This is a genomic window from Bacillus sp. A260, from assembly GCF_009861435.1.
Taxonomy (GTDB): domain Bacteria; phylum Bacillota; class Bacilli; order Bacillales; family Bacillaceae_G; genus Bacillus_A; species Bacillus_A cereus.
This window is the reverse complement of the sequence record NZ_CP046398.1, coordinates 1,921,630-1,943,010: the sequence shown is the minus strand read 5'-3', so window position 1 is coordinate 1,943,010 and position 21,381 is coordinate 1,921,630. Positions and strand designations below refer to the sequence as shown.

Here is a 21,381-nt window from a genome sequence, read left to right as displayed (position 1 = left end):
TACTCGCTCTATCTTGAGCTTGAATTATAATATCAATTACACTCGCTATGATAATCACATCCTTATGTTTATGAGAACGACAAATAAGCCCACCTGCAAAGTAGGCTAGAGAGAGCCGTCCTCACTAGTTCTTATTTTTCCATCCCATCAAACAAGCTATTGAATACATTTACGTTCGTAGAGTTAGATGAGTTCTCACGAGACTTCTTAAACTTACGAGACATACCTAAGTCGTCAAGTAACTTGATAGCTCTGTTCTCAAAGTCAACCATTGAGACTTTCTCATTAACTGCATAACTCATTGACTTACCATTCTTTCTCCAGCTCTTCAGTGTATTGATTAGAGCTAGGTCAAGTTTAGCAATGTCTAGTGGATCTAAGTCTTCATAGTTGTTCTTGTACCACTCCATAGTGTCGCTATACCAGTCCTTTTCCTCCTCGGTTAATGTTGCTAAGAAGTCTTTCTGATACAACCCATGTATAGGCTGCCTCCCTTTAGCTAAGTTTTCTTTCATTTTGTTTTTTCCCTCCTCTGTAGTTGCTCCTGTGCTTTTACCTCCATGGAAACAGCAACGCAGATTCTTCTCATTAGAAGGAATACGAGCACACACTTCTCCGCTACCCTTGATAGCTCCGCATATAGACGATTCCTTCTTGAGAAACTCCTTAACGAGTGCCATCTCCTCAGAATCCTTTTTAAGATCTCCGTTAACTAGACCTGATTTAATGTTGTCTATGTACTTTTGGAGATCCTTCCTTAATTTCTTTTTAGCCATATTATTTCTTCCTCTGGCCTAGACCTAGGCTAGCCATATACTTATCGTAATAAGCTCGGTCTTCCCTGCTCATCTCGATAGGTTTTTCTTTCTTGCCGATGCTGATTAGGTACTCATCGTATTCCTTTTGGAACTTAGCCTTCTCGTTAGCTTTCTTCTGTTCAGCAAATGCTCGCTTGTCTTCCTCAAGTTGTTTGTTCATTCGGTCAATCTTTTCGTTAAACTCTTTGAATCGTCTCTCTAGTTTCATTTGTGCTACTCGTTGATTTGGGTTCATGTTCGTTTCCTCCTCGCTTATTTAATCTGTATGAGAAAGCCACTTTCTGAGCTACGGCTGTTCATCTGTCGTGTAGCTTTCTGGTGGAGTCGATCTACCGAGTTAGCAACCTCCACCATACTAGCTTCAGCGATTGCTAACTCAGCATCCGACTCTGAGTGTTACTTATATAGGAACCTACTGAGGTTAGATTCTCGATAAGTTAACTAGCGTCTGTTGTCCAAGCTCAATGTTATGTTTCTTGAAGACTGACAGGATAGCTTCTTCTAACTCTCGAGAAATAACTTCAGCTTGTTTGTCTGCCTCAGCAGCGTCCTCGTTATTCATGTCTGCAATAAAATTCCAATCTTCACTACGAGGATCTAAACTGTCTGTAGCGCCTACTCCGTATTCAACTCCTAAGTCGTATCCTTTTGCATCATAGACAGTAACCAATCGTAGGGCATCCTCTAATCGGAATACATTGTTGAATCGGCCAGCAACTACCATGTTGCGTCGTTGCTCTACATTGTACTTACGAGCTTTCTCTCCACGAGAACGATACAATTCCTTAATCGCTTCTTGCTTCTTCGAGCTAATCTCTGCAAGTTTAGACTGCGTAGATTCGATCTCTTTTGTTAACACCTCTAGCTTAGCCTCACCTTTCTTCTTGTTGGCTAAAGCTACCTTATCTGTCTCATCAATGATTAGGCTGGCTGAAATAATGTCTAGTGCGGCCGATACTTTGGCGTGTCCTGCTTGTGCTTCTTGGAGTTTTCCTTGTAGGTCATTCTCTTGAACTTGTAACTTCTCAACCTCTTTGTTTGCTTGCTCCTCTGTCTTTACCTTTGTGTTACCTGCTAATAAGTTTTTAAAAGTGTTCATCATTTGTCATCTTCTCCTTTTAATTTGGGCTTATTTTGTATTGAGTCGGCTAAGGGGTAGCCTGTGAAGCAATAAGGTTAGGGGATTAAATCAGGTCTAGCAATCTAGCGAACTCTTTGACACCTTTCTGGCTAACAAGCATCTGTAGTTTCTTCTTCTCAATAGGCTTGTAATTGATGTAGCCATCCTCCAAGTATTCATATCCTGCTCGGTGCAACCATGAGCCTCTGCCTGATCGTTTGATAACTCCTTTGTCTTTCAACATCTGATTTAGCTGCTGGGCACTTCTGAGACCGAGTTCTTTAGCTGTCTCATCTATAGTCATGAAGCCCTCAATTGACAATACTTTGTCGTGATACTCGATAGCTGGTGCCTGCTCGTTCAACTGAGCTTGTAACTTCTCTGTAGCCTCCACCTGTTCGACTAACTGCAGTAGCGCTTCTTTGTAGGTGGTCGGTAGAGCTGGCTGTTCAATAGCCTTTTCCATCTCGTGGAAGCGATCAATGTAGGCTACTGTGAAGAGAATACCCTTCTCACCTGTCATCTTGTTAGCTACTAGCTCGCACCCTTTACGAGTAAGAAGATATTTCCTTCTCGGTTCACCTTTGAGGTCGAGGTACTTAGCTGTTACGAAGTATTTTAACGAGTCCATATTTGGGTTGGTTAAAAACACCTCTAAGTATTTATCAATATCTCTTAATAGGTGCTTATGTTGTTTCCCTACCATCTCAGCAACTTCTAAGCTATCAATGTAGTTTACCTCTTGGTTAGTTACCTGTAAGTTATTTGTCATTCTCTCCATCTCTCCCTTTTGTTTAATCTTGACTAACCAGCTCTTCCTGTAGTATGCCGTCAGTAGAAAGGACTACCCACCTCACAGCTGAACTCTCTGGTACAATCCAACAAGTTCTCGATATTGTAAGTAGTGATGTGCGTCTCAGAGACAACATCCTTTATAGTAACCTCTCCAGAGATATCTTCAATGCCATTCTTCCACTCGAATGTTTCCACAAAGCGAATACTCTTCTTAGGCTTGTTAGTCGCTCTCATGTCATTGCCGATGTAGTACGAGTTTGCGTGTACTCCTCGCTTGATATGGAGGTAACCCTTCAAGACTAACTCTTCTACGTGGCGTTTTACCGTTCTCAAGTTGTACCCTGTTAGGTTTGCTATGTCAGTATAAGTAATCTCTCCGCCTACATTAGCAATCATCTTGATAGCATCAAATGTCACTTGTATGTTCTCCTTGACAGTTACGTCCTCAAACAGTTCCTCAAGCTCCTTAGCTTCGATTCTTGATAGCTTTTCATCCTCTGTAGACTCTCCTGTCTTAGCTAAGTATTCATTATATTGCTCATCTGAACTTAACCCTGTGTAGCCGTTCTCTGTACGCCAGTCTAGGTAGTCGCTCCATTGCTTGTCCATTAGATCACCTCCATATGTTTTTGTTTGAGTAGAGTGTACTCTCCCTCACTTATTTCTTTACAGTCGATACTAATTAGGTAAGTAATACCTGAGTCATATACTTGTCTGTAAGTATCCTTTATGAGCCGGATATGCTCATCTTGTTTATCGACTCCGCAAGCCGCAATGTGATGGCCCATGAGGATGCTGTCAGTATTCTTGAAGCGCCATCTCACAGTGTAATGCAAGTAAGTTTTCTTCATTAGCTCTTCACCTCCATTAGTTGTTTCATTGATTCAAAGTGCTTCTCCATCCTAGCCCGTCTCACTTGGATGTTATGTTCAGCTTCCACCCTCATTAGTTTTAGCTCTAACTCACTTTGTCTCTTAAGTATTTTCATCTCAAATGTCTCTCTCATTATCACCATCTCCATTGGTTTAGTTGTGCAGCTGGCTCCTTGATACTTAACCTTTCATAACTTTGATTAACTTGGCTGGCTCATCAATCTTTAGCGCTGTAGCTATTTTGCTGATCGTCTCTAACGTTCCTGACCCTGTAGCCTTTACCCGAGATAGCGTGGCTCTTGTGACTCCTGACTCCTCGGCTAACAATGTTAGTGTCTTATTTCGTTGCTTACATAGTTCATCTAAATCAATGTAGAACATGACTGTCATATTGGCGTCCTCCTCATTAGTTTTAATCTATATTGTCAAAGTTTAATGTATAAGCATATTGGCAGTTCATCCAAAAAGGAGCCAGCTCAGTGGTTAAACCAAGCTGGGATATCAATCATCTGGAGAGATGAAAATGACCTAAATGGATGTTTCCCCGTATCATTCTACGGAAGTCCTACATAGGAGGTGTAAGTGCGCTTCCTCGCTAGCTACCTCTAAAGGGGGAAAGAGATAACCACCAAGCAAGCACCCTTGTTTAATTCCTTCATATATATAGTAAGGAATGCGTGACCCTTATCGTGTTCTATTAATATAGTAGGCGACTGGTAGTCCTGTCTTATTTGTTCCTACATATATAGTAAGGAAGCTGCAACCTCTCTTAGCCTGTCACTTATATAGTAGTCCTACCGTATATATCCTCTCGAGACAGCTCTCTCATTAATTGCTTCATATATAAAGTAGTATATTGGGGACTATATCTCATCTCAAAAAGTTAACCCCCCTATTGAATTACGTTTCAAAATAAGACACAAGATATATCTGTAAAGAACGAACAAAAGAGCTACCCTCCTCAGGTAACTCAACTTCCTTTTTCCACTGTTTGGCAATCGGCGTACGAGAAAGCATTAGTAACTCGTAGATCCCGTCTTCTGTGAGGAACCAAGCATCTTTATTTCCAGTAGACGTATAAACAAAGTTTAGTCGTTTCTCGTCTTCGTCCACAGATTTTAACATCATAGTTGGATTACTGTGGTCAATCCATTCAGCTACATCTGATGCTAGGAATAATGGCTCCTCTACATTTCCATAAACTTTAAAGCTTCTACCTAGAACTTCCTGCTCATAGTCGATCTCATAAGTCTTAACCTCAGCAGCCGTATGTTCTTCTATATTCAACAACTGAGTACGGACTTCCTTGGCTACTTCCGAGTCACGTAGTAGCATTCCTACTCGGAGGATTGCTCTCTTGGGGAAGAACCCATTACTCCTGTTTGAGAATGATACCTCAACATTATTTCTTAAGGTTACAACGTATTTTCCTTTTTGAGCTTCAATTTTCTTTAGTGACAATTTGTCACCATAGAGATTCGATGATTCTTTTCCAGTTAATGTATTGTATCCATCAGTTACTAATTCATCTCTATTTCTTTTTACAACCCATTTGATTGTATCTAGGCTTACACCATAGAAGTCCGCAACCTGCTGAGTAGTAGCCATTTCCAACTCGGGTAATAACAATAAATCTTTCACCTTCTCCAGAACTTCCACTCGTTCTACCAAGCTGTCACGCTCTATTTTGTTGTCGATTACCTCGATAGTTACTATCCTTATATAACAACATTTCCCTTATCCACTCCTCAGAAACCTTCCCGAAAGTTGTACCTTTTCTGTCACTCTGGTGATATTTCCGCTTGCTCTAAACAGCTTCATCACTTGGTATAACTAGGTTTACCTAGGAATCAGACTAGTTCAACTAGCTCTATGCACACATACTATAGAGACTAACCTAGAGAGAAGTACCTAGAGAGGTAAAGCTATATAGAGAAAACTAATTAGAATACCTGTTAGTAAAGATTTAAATATTTAAAAGGACTACTAGAGGTAGATACTCTAGAGAATAATCTATAAAGGCTTGTCTATCTCTGTAACGAGAAGGTAAATCTTTATAGACCTTACTCTAGAGAATTACCTAATTAGTTCCCAGCTCATATAGTTCTTGTTTTAATTTCTTAAATAATTAAAGGACTATAGAGAAGGATCTAATTAGAATACTCTAAGGTATTACTAACTAGGCTATCTCATATAGTCCTTTGTTTTTAATTCTTTAAATAACTAAATACTTATAGAGATGGGAACGGATTAGAATTACTAATAGGTATTCTAATTAGGTTAACCTATAGAGTTCTTTTATTTCTTTCTCTAGAAGTTACTCCGACTAGTTAACTATCAGATATATCCCAAAAGCTAAACTCATTAGTTTATTAGCAATATCACTCTCATGAGATGGCAAACTAATAGAGAGCACTGTACGAGTAATTTGTTGGAATTATTTTAAAGGGAGATCGTTGAGCTTCACTGTTAGAGCTGGTACTTGTAAGGAACTTGTAGAGTACGTCTAACAAGTGATATTGATAGGACAACTATGGGAACGAATAGAATGAACCAAGGGGGATGTTATATGGTTAAACACTTTAGATTAGGAGCCTTATTTATAAGTATCGGCTTATTAGCTGCCTGCTCACAGGAAGAAGAAGTTACCACGAAGGTACCATTTGAGGACTACAAGCCATCTCAGGGATACATAAACGAGGGAGAGTTCGAAGCTCTTGAAGATGATATGACTCATGAGGAAGTAGCCCAGTTGATTGGCGGTGTAGGTGAACTCTACAAAAAGGAGGGCTATATAGAAACCATAATCTACAAAGGTGAAGGCAATATAGATTTTGCTATGCTGAGATTCGAAGATGGCAAGTTGGACATGTGGAACAAACACGATAAAGAATAATTACTTTATAGATAGTTAGATATAAGGAGTTAGACTGAGGAGGTCTACTCCTTTATTACATTCTTACAGGTACCCCTCTTAGATGGTGAACTAGGGAGAAGGCTCGATGTTGGGAGAACACTTTTAGAAAAACTGATTGGTACATAATGTGATAGGTAAAACTCTAGAGGATCTGGCTCACTGGTAACTAACTGGGAGCCGATTTTCTGTATATATATTTTCTCTGTAGGGCTACATGCGTACGTACACACCCCCCTACGCTTCCGGAAAGTAGGGGGACCCTTGGTAGGCGTGGCTGATGAGAACGGTGTCTACTAAGCTGGCTGGCTCATAGTACTACTTCTTAGTCCACACTGTGGAGGCGCACACCCTTAGACACACCAAGCAGGCTCACACTGAGGAGGCAAGGCACTAGTAGCAACAACAAAGACATAAGGCTCCCTCTTAGCTACAATACATAACAACGTATACTGTCTCGTGGGTATTCTAGTAGGCAAGGCCAGTACATACACTGTAGGCATACACTGACGAGGTAGCAGCACTGCAGCTATACACTGAGGAGGCAGTGTTATACTGTATCTATAAGTGAGGTGGATCTCCTCTCTTGCTGTCTCATAGCACTTTCACTTTCGGAGGTGTCTTACTTTCAGAGGTGCTTTACTTTCGGAGGGGTGTGTCCAGTGAGGCGGTGTACTTTCGTGGTAGTAAATCGTAGTGATAGTGGACTGCATAGGATAGTGCTTTACTTTCATTGGTTGATTCAAGATTATTAGGAGTTGGCATCTATTGAGGTTCGCCCTCTGTTGCTACACTGGAGAGATGATAACACGCTACTCATATAGCTACCGTCTCATACAGGTCAATCTGAAGTGTTTAACAGGTATGTCTGTATGAGTACCACTGTAAGTTGTACTGGTGAAGTAAGCTAGGTGGATCTACCCTAAGAGTTCGGCTACCGTTACTATACGTTCAGCAAGGCTAAGAGCTCAGTCTAGTTAGCTACCTCCATTAGCCCTCGTACTTTCATTCATTAATCAAAGGTCTATATGAGGACGAGGACTAAACAGTATACACTCTATGCCTGCCTCACTAGACCTAACACACAGGACATACACACAAGTGTACTCACAGGTATACGCACAGCTAATAGTGGTACACACAGCAGCAGGGTTACACAAGGTGCACTCTGCAGGTAGGACGCATATCCACCTCAACAGTACACACTGTGCACAGAGTACCGTTCAAGGCGTCTAGAGCTCATACAGAGGCGCACCCCTATACATAGTAGTCGTTAAGCATCCCCTCTCTGTAAGTATGCACAGAAGCAGGCTCATGAGTTCACTCTATAGAGTTCAGCTACCTCACTTTCATATAATTGTAACTCAAATAGTTACTACCTATAAGGTTAATTATGTAAACTAGTAATACAGCTCCGTAGGTATACTCTAGGGTATCTGCCTCCTTGGTATATCTACACTAATTGTACTTTCATTAGTCCTTTGAATAAATTACTGTATGAGGTAGCGGTCTCTACAGATATTCACCTAATGTATATCTACTCAGTCCTATTCACCATGAGGTGGCGCTAACCAGCATGGCTATAAGATTGCTGGCTCTGTGGATTATGCAATTCCCTGTGGACTTCACCTCTGTAGCTGTACTCTGTGAGTAGTGTGAGGAGGCATACTCTGGAGGGGTACTAGTAGGCTGACTCAAGGGTGATTACTTTCAGCTTCATATGACCTTATAGTTCCTAACTTGGATATCCCAACAGGTACCGCATCGAGGTGGGGGTTACCTATACAGATTCCTCTCTTATGAGCATGTAACCTATACAGGTGATACTTATTGTGAACAAGACAAACTTGCTAGAAATGTATAAGTAGGAATGAACTTAGTTAGCAAGCTCACGAGATTACACATATAAACAAAGCTACAGTGTATAAAGCAAATAAGAAACAAGAAAAACTAATTAAACTAACTGATCACCTGTTTAGTGGCTCAAAAGTCATATTAATTAGTTTTTCTTGTTTAAAACATAGGTCTGCTTTTATTATGCTCAAATTCTATTAAGTTTTCTTTTAATTCCATCTAATATTGAAAATCCCCAAACATTTCGAACACTGAATCTTTGTATAACGTTGTAATTCAAATTTGTCAGCAATAACCTCATTATTACATCTAGGGCAGTTTCCTCTTACTTCATTCCGATTACCAAATATTAATGCTCCACCTTCTCCAAACCCCACCGAGTTGCCTGTAACTTGTATATTGCCTTGTTGGGTAATACCATTCATACCAACGGTACCTGAGGAATCATTAAATTTTGTTCCCTTTAAATAATTAGACGAATGATTTGTAGCACGTAAATGAGTTCGATTTGAATTGATATCCACATTTTCCAAACGGTTGTGACTATTATTAGTAGCTGAAACAGATGTAAAGTCTGCATTAATAATTTGATTAATTATAGTTTGCGTACTCCAACCTTCTGTTTCAACAATAAATTCAGAAGGTAATTCTTGCTGGGCTTGTTCCATAATTAAATTAACTTTATCATCTAAGTCTGAGACAACAGAAACAATATTAGCCATTGATTTGATTTTTTCTACATCACTTTCAAGCGTAGATAACTTGTTATTAGTTTGATATATACCATCTCGTAATTCTGTAATTAATAGGTTTAAATTATGATTTGCAACTAATTTGTTAACTAATAGAGCAGCTTGTTGGTATCCAGGAACAGGAATTAATGTAGCTAAAAAAGTATAAAAGTCTAAATCCTCAGCAACTTGTTGATTCTTGGGAAGCTCTTTTAAAAATGTTTTAATTTGTGTAATTTTTTCTTTGATCACTTTCTCTCCATCTCCTCTTTCCCTCGGTTAACCGAGTACTTACAACTATAGATTATACTAATCAAATGTATCTCGTAAAATCTTTATTTATACTTAAAAAGAAGGATTACCTTATCCCTTCTTGTACTCAGTAAATCCTTCTACATTTGGTTCATGATTTTGATTTAAGAATTCTGTAAAAGCTTCCATATAACCCGATTCGGTAAATGGGAACCTTTTATTGTAAATTTTACTTTCACCGTTATTCTTAATAACTACTTCTACCAAATAGTTACTACCTACAGAGTTAGGTGTACTAAAATAATGTAAGCTTACTTTGTGAGTATCGTAGATAACTTCCTCAGCCTTTCCAATACGTTCAGGATTAGTACTGTACTTTCTATGTGACATACTATGACCAACTTTCTAAAATGTATTTATCAGAATCTACCTGATATATTTAGCATACAATATAATCCATTAAAATAGTGTTAATTTGTTCCAATAAATAAACTTAGAGTCCTGCTTCCCCAGCCTATCAACAAGGTATCAACCACTTACCGAGGTACTAACTTCATAGAAAAAAAACACCGCTTAGATTCAAACAGTGTTTAGGTAATACCTATTTATTTTCTTCCCCCTGAGCTGGAGCCTTTGGAGAAATACCATTAATCTTTAAGGCTAGCTCAACAATTGCATCTTCTCTCTTGTCCTCATTCTGTATTTTAGATACTAAGAAGTTACTAAAGTAGAAATGATGAGTGTTTACAAATCGATTATGAAACTCTGTTAGTGATTTGACAGCCTCAGAATGCATCTTTAAGTAAATTACAGCAATAAAGTTAGAAAGTATAGCTCCTATCGCACCTACCGAGGCTACTATTATCTTATTTTCTAGCTCATTGGAGCTGTTAATCATTAAGAAGTACAAAGTTGTTCCAATTATTATAAAACCAATTAATATACATGCTATACCAACAACAAATATCCACGAGCTTTGTTTTAAGTTCTCATCATAGTATCTCTTTAATTCAAGATGATGATGCTTAAAAAGCTTTTCCGATCTCTCTTCCAATGATGAATAAGAAATACTTAATAAGTCCAACTCATTCTCTATCTCCTGAAGTTCAGTTATATACTCGTTTGAAGGCCTCTTTAAAGAACGTGTTAAAAAATCCCAAACCATGTATATACATATCAGTGCTACGAAGAGCAAAAACGGTTCTGTGAATACTCCCAAAGCATTTTCTTTGCTGAAATCTTCAAATCGATATAATAAGACAGTAACTAGGCAGATACCTACAATCCCCATAAAAAAGTAAAATCTATTACTGTTCTTCCTATCAACAATCAAGCGATTTAAATTTTTCTTTCTAAGTTCAAGTAGTGATTTTCGTCTAGTCGTTTGTGGATCAGTATTTATCTTAACCTCCTCCTTTCATTTATATATCTTTCTATTATAACATAACCTAACTCAACAGAAGATATTTTCCAGTTCTCCCCTAAGTTACACTACCTCACAAGTGTCCCCTGAATAATTTACCTCTGATAGTTATTGACTCACAAGTCTGTAACCTCTATAATTTTCCTAAACGAATAACTAAAAGAGTGGTCACTCATAGATAAAACCTCATCAGGCTTAACATCCGCCTCTACTTCCGCTGAAAATTCATTATCCGCTATGGTAGTTGGTGTATGTACACACCCGAATTATCGCGGAAATGGTTACGCTTCACTCATATTACAAAAAATGATCCAAGACTTTACGAAAGAAGACCGAACACTTTGTTTATTTTATAACAATCCAGCTGCTGGACGAATTTATAAACGACTAGGATTTAAAGACATTGGAATGTGGACGATGTATCGATAATAAGAGATACTCTATAAACGAAAATAGTTGTAACTTAGCAATAAAAGCTGATTACACAAAAACCCCACACCGTTATTATGAAGAAACTCCTTGTAAAGCCATGCCCCTAACTAAAACATTTCATGTATTCAAGCTAATTTTAGATAGATAAACGCCCCAATTGTTGCATCTACTCCAGCAATTGGGGCGTTTATCCTCAAATTCTTTCCACTATATTTATGAAACATTTATCACACCTATGTCGCTATTATCTTTACGTGCAAATGCCCTTCTTAATATTACTGCTTCTTATTATACTGTGCTTTAAAATCAATATATTCCTGTTTCGCATCTTGGTTATTGCCTTGGTGACTATCAAAAGATGTATGTATTTGTGATATGTATTTTACTAACTTGCCTTCATCATTTCTTTTCTTATAATTTATTACAATACTTACTTCCAATATCTGCTTTGAACCATTTTTAGAATCAATATGCAATGCGATTGATCCACCACCATATTCATCATATTGTATTTTCAACTTATCATTAATAATATTTTGAAACTCTGATTCAGTTAGTGTATATCCAACAGTACTAGGCTGACCAAACTTTTTTATATCACCTCCTGGCTTCATCTTTAGTTTCCCTATCCCTTTTAAACGATCTACAATTAAGTTCACGTATGAAACATCCAGACTTGAATCCGTACTTTGTACCTGCCCATTTTTATACATAATATTGGTACGATAAACAACTTCTTCTTTATTATCTTTGCTGTCTACTGCTGAAGTAACTTCTTGTGTTGTGTTTCCATATAAACTTTTATCTTTCGTATTATATATTCCTTCCGAAGTTTGATAGATTGTATTTCTATGTTCTCCATCTTCTTTTTGTTCATATGTACTATATATGCCTCTTTGTTCCACAAAAGCATACCCATCATCACTCGCAGACATACCCTTTTTCATGTCACCTTCATCCAAAGCTTTGACAAATGGCTCATACTCTATCTTCGTCTCCCCAAAACCACATCCACTTAATAAACTTGATACTATTAACAGAACTATCATCATCCTAGCTTTCTTCTTTAACTTCATACTGACACCCCGTTGATTTCTCTAGGCATTTTTAGGTTCATTACATTCCCATTTTGATAGTAATATAGTTCACCTTTACTTACCGGTATTTATTAACTCATACAGATTATGTTGAAGATACTTTAATTTTTAATAGCATCGATTTTTATACAATCCTTAATTGTTTATATATTCTGTTCGAATTTTCAGAAACCAAAACTTATTTTGCTTTCTTTTCCTCTCTCTCTTTATAACGCTTTAAGAATTCCTGACGTTCCCTTTCATGTTCCTCCCATGAAATGTAAAATATCGGAAATTTAAATCTACAATAGGCTAATAATTGGAACTCTGCTGCACCTATGGCTACTGAATATAGTATAAGGGTCAATACGGCATACCAACCTATTTGCCCCATCGTATAATCATTATTAATATAAATTAAGATTAAGAGAGTTAATACATATAGTATAGAGGCAATCATTAATAAATCTTTTGTCTTACTAAAAAATGAAACTGAATTTTCCCACTTACTAAATGCGCCTTCGCTAGCTTGCTTAAAGGTATTAATTGTTGTAAAAATATGAATAATAAAAGCTCCTAACAATAATAAGGCTACATAAGTCAATGTAACATGATCATTTGAATAACCGAAAATACTCGAAACAACTACTGTTACAAATCCTATAGTCGCAAGTTGAAGTGCATATAGCAATATAACTATAGCTTGTAACTTTTGAAATTTAAAACGGGCTTTGGGAAATAAATATACAATAAGAAAAATGATTTGTAAGCTATACAAACATAACTCTATTTTAATAATTGTTTCCTCTAGTAAACTAGGATATACTGACCAACCAAATTTCACCAAACCATAAATTACACCTAACATGATTAATGAGGTGTATATGATTGAGCCTAGCATAAAACCTACAGCAGCTTCAGGACTTAAACGGTTTCTACATGTTATTTTAAATGCATCTAAATCTTTTTCTTTTATGTTCCACATATAATGACACCACCTTTTCTAAAAACATGTATTAACTCTATTTTTGTAGACAAACTGAGAGTTAATACATGTTTTTGGTATTCCATATTAAACTAGCTTTTTTACTTTTTCTAATAAACATAAAATACAACAGTAACATTGATATTAACCCTATCCTACCGCCCAATCCCCCCCATATTCTTCTAGATATATGCAAAGAAATATACTACCAATAAAAAATATTATTCCAAAGATAACAATCCACTTCCCCAGAAACTGTGCTACTTTATATAGAATTAAAAGATAAACATGATCCCGACAATAATAGGTACTATTACACTTTCAAATAAACCTTTTTCTGTTTTTACAGTTTTGGGATCTTTATTCAAGATATTACATCCCTCCCTTTACTAGTTAACTTATGAATAATGCATTTATTCTATATAAGTTTACAATTATCATTTACAACTTTCATTTCAGTTTTTGTTTCGCTTTTGTTCTTTCTCTCTTATTCTTTTTCTATTTGCTATAAATTCGTGGCGTTCCTTTTCATGTTGTTCCCACGTAATACTAGATATTTAGATTCTTATTCAATCAAAAATAGACTTTCCTCTTTCCATGTTGGAAGAGGAAAGTCTATTTATTTCTAAATATATTATAGCCCTTGTTTTATTAATAATTGTTACTTATTATTTTCAGCCTTGTTCTTTATCGTTTTTACAAATTCATTTCGCCATATTTTAAAATTATGAGCAAATTTTCCTTCAATAGAATTTTTATACCCTTCAAATTTCACTTCTAAAATATCAAAGTCATTGAATAATTTATATGTCTCTGCCGTCAAACCTACTGGGTGTAATACCCCACCATAATCATAGAAAGTGTCTTCATCGAGAAGTATTCCTCTTGTAGTAATTACATACTCTACATCTTTTTCTTCCTCAGTACTCAACCTCACTACACTTCCTAAAGGCAAAACTTTCTCCATATAATCTTTCATATTAATTCACCGATCCTTTTAATACGATAATTTTCTCTTCTATTTTTTGTCGCCTTTTTTCTAATTGGCGAATACGATCAATAAAAGCATCACGTGTTTTACCTTGCAAACTATTATCAATACTACTTTCTAATCTTCTAATATCTCCTGTCAAAGATACAGCTGCTTTTTCAAGTTGCATAACAACGTTAATAATTTGATCTCGCCCACCACTGTCCGGAAATGTACTATGAACCCTCGACATTATCATATGTAAATCCATCCTCATACCCCCTTCCTTAACATTTATCAATAATAGGAAACCGAAGCTAACTCTTCATCTTTTGCTATCATAGAAATTACCGCATCTGTTACATCTTGACTTAACTCTTTTAAATCATTTGAAAGTTCGTTCACATCTCTGGAAATCTCTACTAATAATGAACGATTTAATCCTCTACTACCATCATTCATAAAATAGTTTAATAATGATTGGCGATGGCTTCTTACATAATCTCCAGCAATTGAAGCAATATTTGTATCAATTTCAAAGTCACCTTTAAATACATCTAAAATATCTTGAACAAGAGAAGATGCTACTTCTTTTGCAATTGCTATAATTTCATCACGGGATAAATAAAGAATAATGCATCCTACTAAAAAATCTACAGCTGCGTTAAATACTGATTCTAACACTTCAAGTACCTTTTCCTTACATTTTGCTAATTTATTCTCTATCCAATCCACAGCCGCATTCACCTGATTTCTAACTTCTTGTATAACTTCCTTACTAAATTTCAAAGCTTTTTTTCCTGTTTCTACACCTATACTTGCTATTTTTGTTGCTAGAGCACTAGTATCTCCCACTACTGTTATTGCAACTAGAATTGCACTGACTGGGGTTCCATTTACCATTAAATCCACTACAACTTCTTCTGTTGTACTTAATGTTTTTTTTCCAGTGATTCCTTTATATAGGTCCCCAGCAGATTCTGATATTTCTAAAAAACCAAATTTCCAATCAAATCCTGTTTCGCTAACCTTTTTCAATTTATCTATTGCTACATTCCCATTCCTAGAATAAAACTTTGGATCATATAAAAAAGAATGCCCTTCCCCATTTTCCATTTTATAAACCTGTCCAGGTATTACAAAATCTGCGGCCTTAATGGCGCCATACAAAGGATCATATTCATTTATAAGACTGCGGCAATTTTTCATATTGGTCCCGTATCCGTACTTAACCACATCTTTATTTAAAACAGGCGCAGGATTTAAAGCTAATACGTTTATATTATCTTCTTGATGTCTTAATGCAACTGTATTCGCTGCTCCGCCACCTAAGGAGTGCCCTAGTAAAGTTATCTTCTTTCCTTTATTCCCCGCCTTGACTTTTTCATAAAATTTTTCTGCTTGACTATACTGAAATTCTGCTAATGACCCCAATATAGGTGAATTAGTTAAATTATGCAGTCCAATTGCTCCATCGGTTGCTAAATCACCTATTTGGCTCGGTTGGGTTCCAACGTATACAATGAAAATTTCATGCGTGTTTCTATCCTCTAAAGCATACGCCCCAAATCCAGTTACTGAATGAATATCATCAGAAGCTATAATATTAGCATTAAAGTTGTCTTGTAACTTCTGTTTATTTATTATTGGATCAGAATTATTATATTTTTTTTCTTGTGCATTATAATCATAAATATCTTTTGCCGATAATCTTAATTTTCCTACATCACTACTTAATTTATAATCTTCCTCATTCACCATATTCTCCCCTTTATATATTAATGGCTTTCTTTAAATTTCTTTTCATATTGTAAGTAATCTTTTTTTGATTTCCGATTATTTTCTTCTTTATTATGTAAATATGTTGTTATTTCTTGATCATGCCTAATCATATTATTTTCTTCATTTCTTTGTTTATAGCCTATCGAAATTGTTATCTCTGTTATTTCCATCGGATTTTCCTTTGTATCCTTAGCAGAATTAAATTCAATTAGTAGTGTTGCATAACTAAACTTCTCATACTCTAATCCTAAATTCCCATTAAATAGCTCTTTAAATTGAGTTTCTGATAAATTATAGCTTATCGTAGCTGGTTGGCTGAAGCTTTTTTTATTCACATTTGGTTTCAATTCTTTTATTCCTTGCACTCTATTGAGCATTAATTTTATATTAGACATATCTCCCCCTCGATTTGAAGCTTCTAGCTGTCCATTTTCGTATCTTATATCTGACTTGAATACAACTTCTTCTTTATATTGTGGGTTGTCACTATGTTTTTCATCCTCAACTGGAGTATTGACTTTCTTTTGTGCCTCACCAAAAAGAATATTATCTTTAATACTATAAATACCTTGCGTTGTTTGATAAACTACTCCTATTTGCTTATTATTATCCTCAATAAAAGTGCTATCCCTAACCTCTTCTTTCACATACGCATACCCATCATCACTCGCAGACATAACTGTCTTCATGTCCCCTTCATCCAATGCCTCTACTAATCTCTCATACTCTATCTTTGTCTCCCCAAAACCACATCCACTTAATAAACTTGCCATTATTGACACGACTATCATCACCTTAGCTTTCTTCTTTAATTTCATACTGTCACCTCGTTAGTTACTCTAGGCATTTTTAGTTTCATTATGTTTCCTTTTTGATAGTAATACACTTCATCTTTACCTAATGGTGCTTCGTTGCTTATATATTTTATATTGAAGATACTTTGATCATTTAATGGCATTGCGATAATTGCTGCTGTTAGTTTACTTCTCATTTTCATAGGTAGAGCTTCACGATTTCGGTCCATGTAGTCGTGGTGACCTGCTAATACAAAGTAAATACCTACTGTACGAGATAAATCAATTAAAGTCGCTGCATCCTCCATTTCTAAATAAACAAATTTACTAAACTCTTCAACATTTGTCATGATAATGAGTTGTTTTGTGAATGCAGGAATTTCTCTACCTTCTTGTCTTGCTTGTGCTAATTCAAAAGCTCGTTCACGAATTACTTCCATCCAATACTTCGCATGCATATTGATTTCATTTTCGTCTACAATGTAGTGCGTCACATCGTCTTTATATTGAACGAAACTATACTCTGCTGTATCCACCAACGTCACACTTTCAAAATAATCTTTATTCAATTGAGATAGGATGCTAGATACAATTTGTTTTCTCATACTATCATCTACACTATAAATCATTAAATGATCATTCACTGCAATATCATGAGCTACAACTTCTACGTTTGCAAAATCAAGCCCCATTGGAATTCTTGCTGCTTGTAGAGCTTTTGTAACGTCTTTATTTTTACGATAAGTAGCAATATCAATCACTTCTGGCATCATTGGAATTGCCTTCGGACGTTCTCCATCCCATTCTCGATCCATATCATTTGCTTCTTGTTGTAATAATTGAATTTGCTGTAATTCATCTTCTGCTTTCGTAGGTAATGCAACCTGGAATAATGTAGGAGATTCTAGTTTTATTAACGCTCTTCCTGCTGTTTCTTCCACTTTTATATCAGATCTCCCTACAATACTAGCTACTTCACTTTGATCAATCATATATAGGCAAGTTTGGATTTTAATATTATTGTACAATTGAATTCTAAGTGCATTTTGTCGCCCTGCACTAATTAAGGTATGAATTCCTAAACTTGCACCATCTCGGACAATTTGCATAATTAGCATTTCAAAGCTTTCATAGAACTTCGCTTCTTTTACTGCATCATAATTGTCGATTGCAATAATAATATGTGGTATTTCTTTCCCGCTTGCCTTTTCATACATTTCAATATTTGCAACGTCATATTCACTTAATAATCGTTTACGATTTTTCATTTCTTGAGTTAATCTTTCAACAAACTTTAAACATTTTTCAGATTCATCAATCGTAATCGTATCCGCTACATGAGGTAATCCTTTCAAAGGTAGAAGACCATTTGTTCCAAGGTCCACTAAATACACATGCAAATGCTCCGGACTATGCTGACGAGCTACATCCATAATGACTGATTGTAAGAATGTTGATTTTCCGTAGCCTGGGCTTGAGAAGACCGCTACGTGTCCGTCTTTACTAATATCTAATGTTAATGGTGTTTGTGATTGTAATTCAGGCTGATCTAGTAGACCAACTGTTGCTTGTAATGGTTTCTTTTCTTTCGTCCATGCTTCTTTGAACTGAATTGCATGTAAGTCTTGTAAATATACGCTTTCTGGAAGTGGTGGTAACCACGGTCTAGCTAACGCTTCAATTTCATTTATTTCTGCGTAATCGTGAATGTAGTCAATAACAGCATCCAGTTCAGATGGTACGCTTATTACTTCTTTACTGCTACCAAGGCCACTTAAATCTTCACTTAATATTTCATATTGTCCTAGATCATTTATTGCATAGATTGTTGCGTCTAAATGTTCTTTATCCTCTTTGTTTTCTACATAGTCTGCTCCGCTCCAAGCTGATTGGAATAGTTCATAAATTTCATTATTCCCAACTTGTAAGTAAGCACGTCCTGGTAATGTAATTTCAGCAGCATCTGGCGTTTTTAAGATTTCATTACTATCTGACGTATTTTGAACTTTTAATGCTAGTTTGAATTTCGAGTTACTCCAAATTTGATCATCTACAACACCACTCGGTTTTTGCGTAGCTAATATTAAATGGATCCCGAGTGAACGACCGATACGCGCTGTTGAAACTAACTCTTTCATAAATTCTGGTTGTTCTGACTTCAATTCCGCGAATTCATCACTAATTAAAAATAGATGCGGCATCGGCTCACTTACTAAGCCTTCTTTATACAGTTTTTGATACTGATTAATATGGTTTACATCATTTTCACCAAATAATCGTTGTCTTTTCTGTAATTCAGCTTTAATTGATGCGAGCGCTCTCATACTTTGCGCTCCATCTAAGTTCGTAATTGTTCCTAATAAATGCGGTAAGTTTTTGAATAAATTCGCCATTCCGCCGCCTTTATAGTCAATTAGTAAAAAGGCTACTTCGTACGGGTGGAAATTGACTGCTAGAGATAATATATACGATTGTATAATTTCCGATTTACCTGAACCTGTTGTACCTGCTATTAATCCGTGTGGTCCGTGTGCTTTCTCGTGTAAGTTTAAGTTTACGATATCTTCTTTCCCACGTAATCCAAGTGGTACAGCTAAAGATTTATGCGCTGCATTTTTCTCCCAACGACTTGTGATATTCAGTTCTTTTACTTTTTCAACGCCGTACATTTCTAAAAATGTTACGCTTTCTGGAATACTATTTTTTAAGTTTTGCAAATGATTTAATGGTGCTAATGCCCGCGAAATATCTTCTAAATTGAATCCTTTTGGCACATGATTTAGTTTAAATTGACGGTTAACAAGTTCTCCTTGCTCTAAGATGATGTTCCCTTGTTTTGCATCTCTTATGTCTATTACCGTTTTCACATGCTCCGGTAAACTTTGCATAACATCTTGTACAAATACAAGTGATACACCTAATTGACTCGGATCATCATTAAAGAATTCCATAACAACATGGTCTAATATTAGTTTTTCATCTGTAATGAGAACGACATAGTGCGGTGCAAAGTACATTTTTTCATTAGTAGAACTTTTTTCATCTAGTTTTAATTTTCGTTCTTTCAATATTTGATACAAACTATTTAACACTTGATCACGGCTACGATCATGGTATACAAATCCACGTACATTTATATCGCGAACACTTCCATGAGGTAACCAGCGCATCCAATCCCATTTTTCTTTTTCTTCTTCCGGAAAAATAGTAATAAACTGCAAGTCATAATAACTATGGAATAAAGCCGTTTGTGCAACTAATAATTGTAATTGCTCTAACACTAAAGAGCGTTGACCAATATAACCGACTGGTCCATTCATTAAATCTGTTACAACTGGTACATCTTCCAACGATAGATAACGCTGTCTTAGTTCACGTGCTATATCAATTAATTCATCTTTCGTTTGACTAAATTCTTCTTCATTAAATTGAATTTCAAAACTCGTATTAGCTTGTCCTGTTCCAACGCTAAATGTTAAGAAATCATGATGTAACATTGTTTTTTCATAAATTCGAGGATTTACTTGAACTGCCATATTACGTATTACTTCTACATTTGGATTGTGATAATGTAATGCGTGACGCTGTTTTTCACTTTCTGCATGTAAATCTTTCGTTTTTTGTTTTATATACTCTCTATAGCTTTTATCTCGTTCAACAATATCGACTTTATATTGCTTCAAATTTTTAATATACGATGTGACAGAAACAATGATTGTTACTAATGTCATCGCAATCGATGCGATAATAAACATTCCATATTTCATGAAAATAGCAAGTAATACAGTTACGACAATCATGACAAGTGAAGGTGCAATGATTCTTGCTAAATGCTCCGTTGGTTTTGATGGCATACTTGAAGGCTTTGCAATTGTCATTTTCTCTTCTGGTTCACGGTAAATAATACGTGGTGAACGATGATAGTCTGGATAACCACTTTGATAATTTGTTTCTGATTCTACTAAAATAGGTAACTCAGATTTCACTTTATCTTCTGAAGAAAGTACTTGAATGTCTTCACTACCAATCTCCAATAAAATACCATCAAAATATAATACGTCTCCTGATTCCAACATAACGCTATCTTTTAACTTCGTATAATTATGAAATACATCCCCGCCATACACGTTCACTTTAAAAGAATCGTACAACGTTTCGCGAGATAGCATTAAATCTACACTAGTCCCGGTAATAGAAATATCATCGTAATCGTTTTGACTCACTGTAAGAGAATGTTTCGTTCCGATATCAAACACTTTAGTTGTGCCAACAATAGATATAAAGATTTTCAAGCTCACATCTCTTGTTTTCCCAATCTCAATTTCCTTATTAAATTCTATTAATTGATCCTGTACCATCCAAGCATTTACTTCATTATTCCACTTTAACTCTACTTCTTGTTCTAAACTTGGATTCGTAATATCGTTTGTCCACTCTTTTCCAATCGACACTATTGATTGCTCATTTGGATGTAATGTGCACTTATATATTTTGTCTCCATAAGTCAATACTAATAGTTGCTCCATCCGTGTTCACTGCTCCTTTTCAACTGTCTCATCAAGT

The 21,381-nt window shown here is 36.0% G+C and carries 18 protein-coding genes and 4 pseudogenes; 2 read left to right on the top strand and 20 right to left on the bottom strand.

What is annotated here, in order from left to right; translation table 11 throughout:
• Positions 1–131: 131 nt before the first annotated feature.
• The 8 genes from GD442_RS09945 to GD442_RS28050 all read right to left on the bottom strand — a co-directional run bounded on the left by GD442_RS09945 (position 132) and on the right by GD442_RS28050 (position 5,276).
• Positions 132–776, bottom strand: a complete 645-nt coding sequence (locus GD442_RS09945) for an HGGxSTG domain-containing protein (RefSeq protein ID WP_159365089.1) — start codon at positions 774–776, stop codon at positions 132–134.
• A gap of 1 nt (position 777) precedes the next feature.
• Positions 778–1,053: a hypothetical protein gene (locus tag GD442_RS09940; RefSeq protein WP_089607409.1), complete on the bottom strand. Its 276-nt coding sequence runs from the start codon at positions 1,051–1,053 to the stop codon at positions 778–780.
• 186 nt (positions 1,054–1,239) lie between these two features.
• Entirely contained in the window at positions 1,240–1,920 is a 681-nt protein-coding gene (locus tag GD442_RS09935; protein ID WP_118961749.1) for a hypothetical protein, read from the bottom strand.
• An 82-nt stretch (positions 1,921–2,002) separates the two neighbouring features.
• Positions 2,003–2,710, bottom strand: coding sequence for a Rha family transcriptional regulator (locus GD442_RS09930; RefSeq protein ID WP_159365088.1), 708 nt, complete (start codon positions 2,708–2,710; stop codon positions 2,003–2,005).
• 59 nt (positions 2,711–2,769) lie between these two features.
• A complete protein-coding gene (locus GD442_RS09925; protein ID WP_159365087.1) occupies positions 2,770–3,342 on the bottom strand; it encodes a helix-turn-helix domain-containing protein in 573 nt (190 codons plus the stop codon).
• A 241-nt stretch (positions 3,343–3,583) separates the two neighbouring features.
• Complete coding sequence (locus GD442_RS27710) at positions 3,584–3,739, bottom strand: hypothetical protein (protein ID WP_168410321.1); 156 nt, start codon at positions 3,737–3,739, stop codon at positions 3,584–3,586.
• A gap of 46 nt (positions 3,740–3,785) precedes the next feature.
• Entirely contained in the window at positions 3,786–3,995 is a 210-nt protein-coding gene (locus GD442_RS09920; RefSeq protein ID WP_089607405.1) for a helix-turn-helix domain-containing protein, read from the bottom strand.
• A gap of 510 nt (positions 3,996–4,505) precedes the next feature.
• Complete coding sequence (locus GD442_RS28050) at positions 4,506–5,276, bottom strand: BRO family protein (protein WP_236582429.1); 771 nt, start codon at positions 5,274–5,276, stop codon at positions 4,506–4,508.
• 898 nt (positions 5,277–6,174) lie between these two features.
• Between GD442_RS28050 and GD442_RS09910 the strand changes: the two genes are divergently transcribed.
• Positions 6,175–6,501, top strand: coding sequence for a hypothetical protein (locus tag GD442_RS09910; RefSeq protein WP_236582428.1), 327 nt, complete (start codon positions 6,175–6,177; stop codon positions 6,499–6,501).
• 2,081 nt (positions 6,502–8,582) lie between these two features.
• Here GD442_RS09910 and GD442_RS09905 read toward each other — a convergent pair.
• The 3 genes from GD442_RS09905 to GD442_RS09895 all read right to left on the bottom strand — a co-directional run bounded on the left by GD442_RS09905 (position 8,583) and on the right by GD442_RS09895 (position 10,647).
• Positions 8,583–9,356, bottom strand: a complete 774-nt coding sequence (locus GD442_RS09905) for a hypothetical protein (protein WP_159365085.1) — start codon at positions 9,354–9,356, stop codon at positions 8,583–8,585.
• 111 nt (positions 9,357–9,467) lie between these two features.
• Positions 9,468–9,746, bottom strand: coding sequence for a hypothetical protein (locus tag GD442_RS28045; RefSeq protein WP_221826436.1), 279 nt, complete (start codon positions 9,744–9,746; stop codon positions 9,468–9,470).
• 211 nt (positions 9,747–9,957) lie between these two features.
• Entirely contained in the window at positions 9,958–10,647 is a 690-nt protein-coding gene (locus GD442_RS09895) for a TRADD-N-associated membrane domain-containing protein (RefSeq protein ID WP_236582427.1), read from the bottom strand.
• 333 nt (positions 10,648–10,980) lie between these two features.
• On the opposite strand from GD442_RS09895, the pseudogene GD442_RS09890 reads away from it, so the two are divergent.
• Positions 10,981–11,208: pseudogene (locus tag GD442_RS09890) on the top strand (GNAT family N-acetyltransferase); the annotation flags it as partial.
• A 278-nt stretch (positions 11,209–11,486) separates the two neighbouring features.
• Here GD442_RS09890 and GD442_RS09885 read toward each other — a convergent pair.
• From GD442_RS09885 to GD442_RS28500, 9 genes and pseudogenes are all read right to left on the bottom strand, one after another.
• On the bottom strand, positions 11,487–12,287 hold the full coding sequence (locus GD442_RS09885; protein ID WP_000768480.1) for a DUF3952 domain-containing protein: 801 nt from the start codon (positions 12,285–12,287) through the stop codon (positions 11,487–11,489).
• A gap of 199 nt (positions 12,288–12,486) precedes the next feature.
• Positions 12,487–13,272, bottom strand: a complete 786-nt coding sequence (locus GD442_RS09880) for a hypothetical protein (protein WP_000267167.1) — start codon at positions 13,270–13,272, stop codon at positions 12,487–12,489.
• A gap of 61 nt (positions 13,273–13,333) precedes the next feature.
• Positions 13,334–13,640, bottom strand: a pseudogene (locus tag GD442_RS28370) (hypothetical protein).
• Positions 13,641–13,933: 293 nt separating this feature from the next.
• On the bottom strand, positions 13,934–14,251 hold the full coding sequence (locus GD442_RS09875; protein ID WP_000656387.1) for a DUF4176 domain-containing protein: 318 nt from the start codon (positions 14,249–14,251) through the stop codon (positions 13,934–13,936).
• Between the two features lies 1 nt (position 14,252).
• Positions 14,253–14,513, bottom strand: coding sequence for a hypothetical protein (locus GD442_RS09870; protein WP_000363091.1), 261 nt, complete (start codon positions 14,511–14,513; stop codon positions 14,253–14,255).
• A 26-nt stretch (positions 14,514–14,539) separates the two neighbouring features.
• The gene (locus GD442_RS09865) at positions 14,540–16,003 is read right to left on the bottom strand and encodes an alpha/beta hydrolase family protein (protein WP_000245872.1); all 1,464 of its coding nucleotides are present in this window, start codon (positions 16,001–16,003) and stop codon (positions 14,540–14,542) included.
• 17 nt (positions 16,004–16,020) lie between these two features.
• The gene (locus tag GD442_RS09860) at positions 16,021–16,842 is read right to left on the bottom strand and encodes a DUF3952 domain-containing protein (protein WP_000768469.1); all 822 of its coding nucleotides are present in this window, start codon (positions 16,840–16,842) and stop codon (positions 16,021–16,023) included.
• Positions 16,839–21,068 (bottom strand): annotated as a pseudogene (gene essC, locus GD442_RS09855) (type VII secretion protein EssC); the annotation flags it as partial. The pseudogene essC and the gene GD442_RS09860, both read right to left, overlap by 4 nt.
• Positions 21,063–21,344: pseudogene (locus tag GD442_RS28500) on the bottom strand (FtsK/SpoIIIE N-terminal domain-containing protein); the annotation flags it as partial. The pseudogenes GD442_RS28500 and essC, both read right to left, overlap by 6 nt.
• Between the last annotated feature and the right edge of the window lie 37 nt (positions 21,345–21,381).

Coding starts and splice junctions, on each gene's coding strand:
- GD442_RS09945 (WP_159365089.1), bottom strand. CDS start 776: ATGGCTAAAAAGAAATTAAGGAAGGATCTCCAAAAGTACATAGACAAC.
- GD442_RS09940 (WP_089607409.1), bottom strand. CDS start 1,053: ATGAACCCAAATCAACGAGTAGCACAAATGAAACTAGAGAGACGATTC.
- GD442_RS09935 (WP_118961749.1), bottom strand. CDS start 1,920: ATGATGAACACTTTTAAAAACTTATTAGCAGGTAACACAAAGGTAAAG.
- GD442_RS09930 (WP_159365088.1), bottom strand. CDS start 2,710: ATGACAAATAACTTACAGGTAACTAACCAAGAGGTAAACTACATTGAT.
- GD442_RS09925 (WP_159365087.1), bottom strand. CDS start 3,342: ATGGACAAGCAATGGAGCGACTACCTAGACTGGCGTACAGAGAACGGC.
- GD442_RS27710 (WP_168410321.1), bottom strand. CDS start 3,739: ATGAGAGAGACATTTGAGATGAAAATACTTAAGAGACAAAGTGAGTTA.
- GD442_RS09920 (WP_089607405.1), bottom strand. CDS start 3,995: ATGACAGTCATGTTCTACATTGATTTAGATGAACTATGTAAGCAACGA.
- GD442_RS09910 (WP_236582428.1), top strand. CDS start 6,175: ATGGTTAAACACTTTAGATTAGGAGCCTTATTTATAAGTATCGGCTTA.
- GD442_RS28045 (WP_221826436.1), bottom strand. CDS start 9,746: ATGTCACATAGAAAGTACAGTACTAATCCTGAACGTATTGGAAAGGCT.
- GD442_RS09895 (WP_236582427.1), bottom strand. CDS start 10,647: ATGGGGATTGTAGGTATCTGCCTAGTTACTGTCTTATTATATCGATTT.
- GD442_RS09885 (WP_000768480.1), bottom strand. CDS start 12,287: ATGAAGTTAAAGAAGAAAGCTAGGATGATGATAGTTCTGTTAATAGTA.
- GD442_RS09880 (WP_000267167.1), bottom strand. CDS start 13,272: ATGTGGAACATAAAAGAAAAAGATTTAGATGCATTTAAAATAACATGT.
- GD442_RS09875 (WP_000656387.1), bottom strand. CDS start 14,251: ATGAAAGATTATATGGAGAAAGTTTTGCCTTTAGGAAGTGTAGTGAGG.
- GD442_RS09870 (WP_000363091.1), bottom strand. CDS start 14,513: ATGGATTTACATATGATAATGTCGAGGGTTCATAGTACATTTCCGGAC.
- GD442_RS09865 (WP_000245872.1), bottom strand. CDS start 16,003: ATGGTGAATGAGGAAGATTATAAATTAAGTAGTGATGTAGGAAAATTA.
- GD442_RS09860 (WP_000768469.1), bottom strand. CDS start 16,842: ATGAAATTAAAGAAGAAAGCTAAGGTGATGATAGTCGTGTCAATAATG.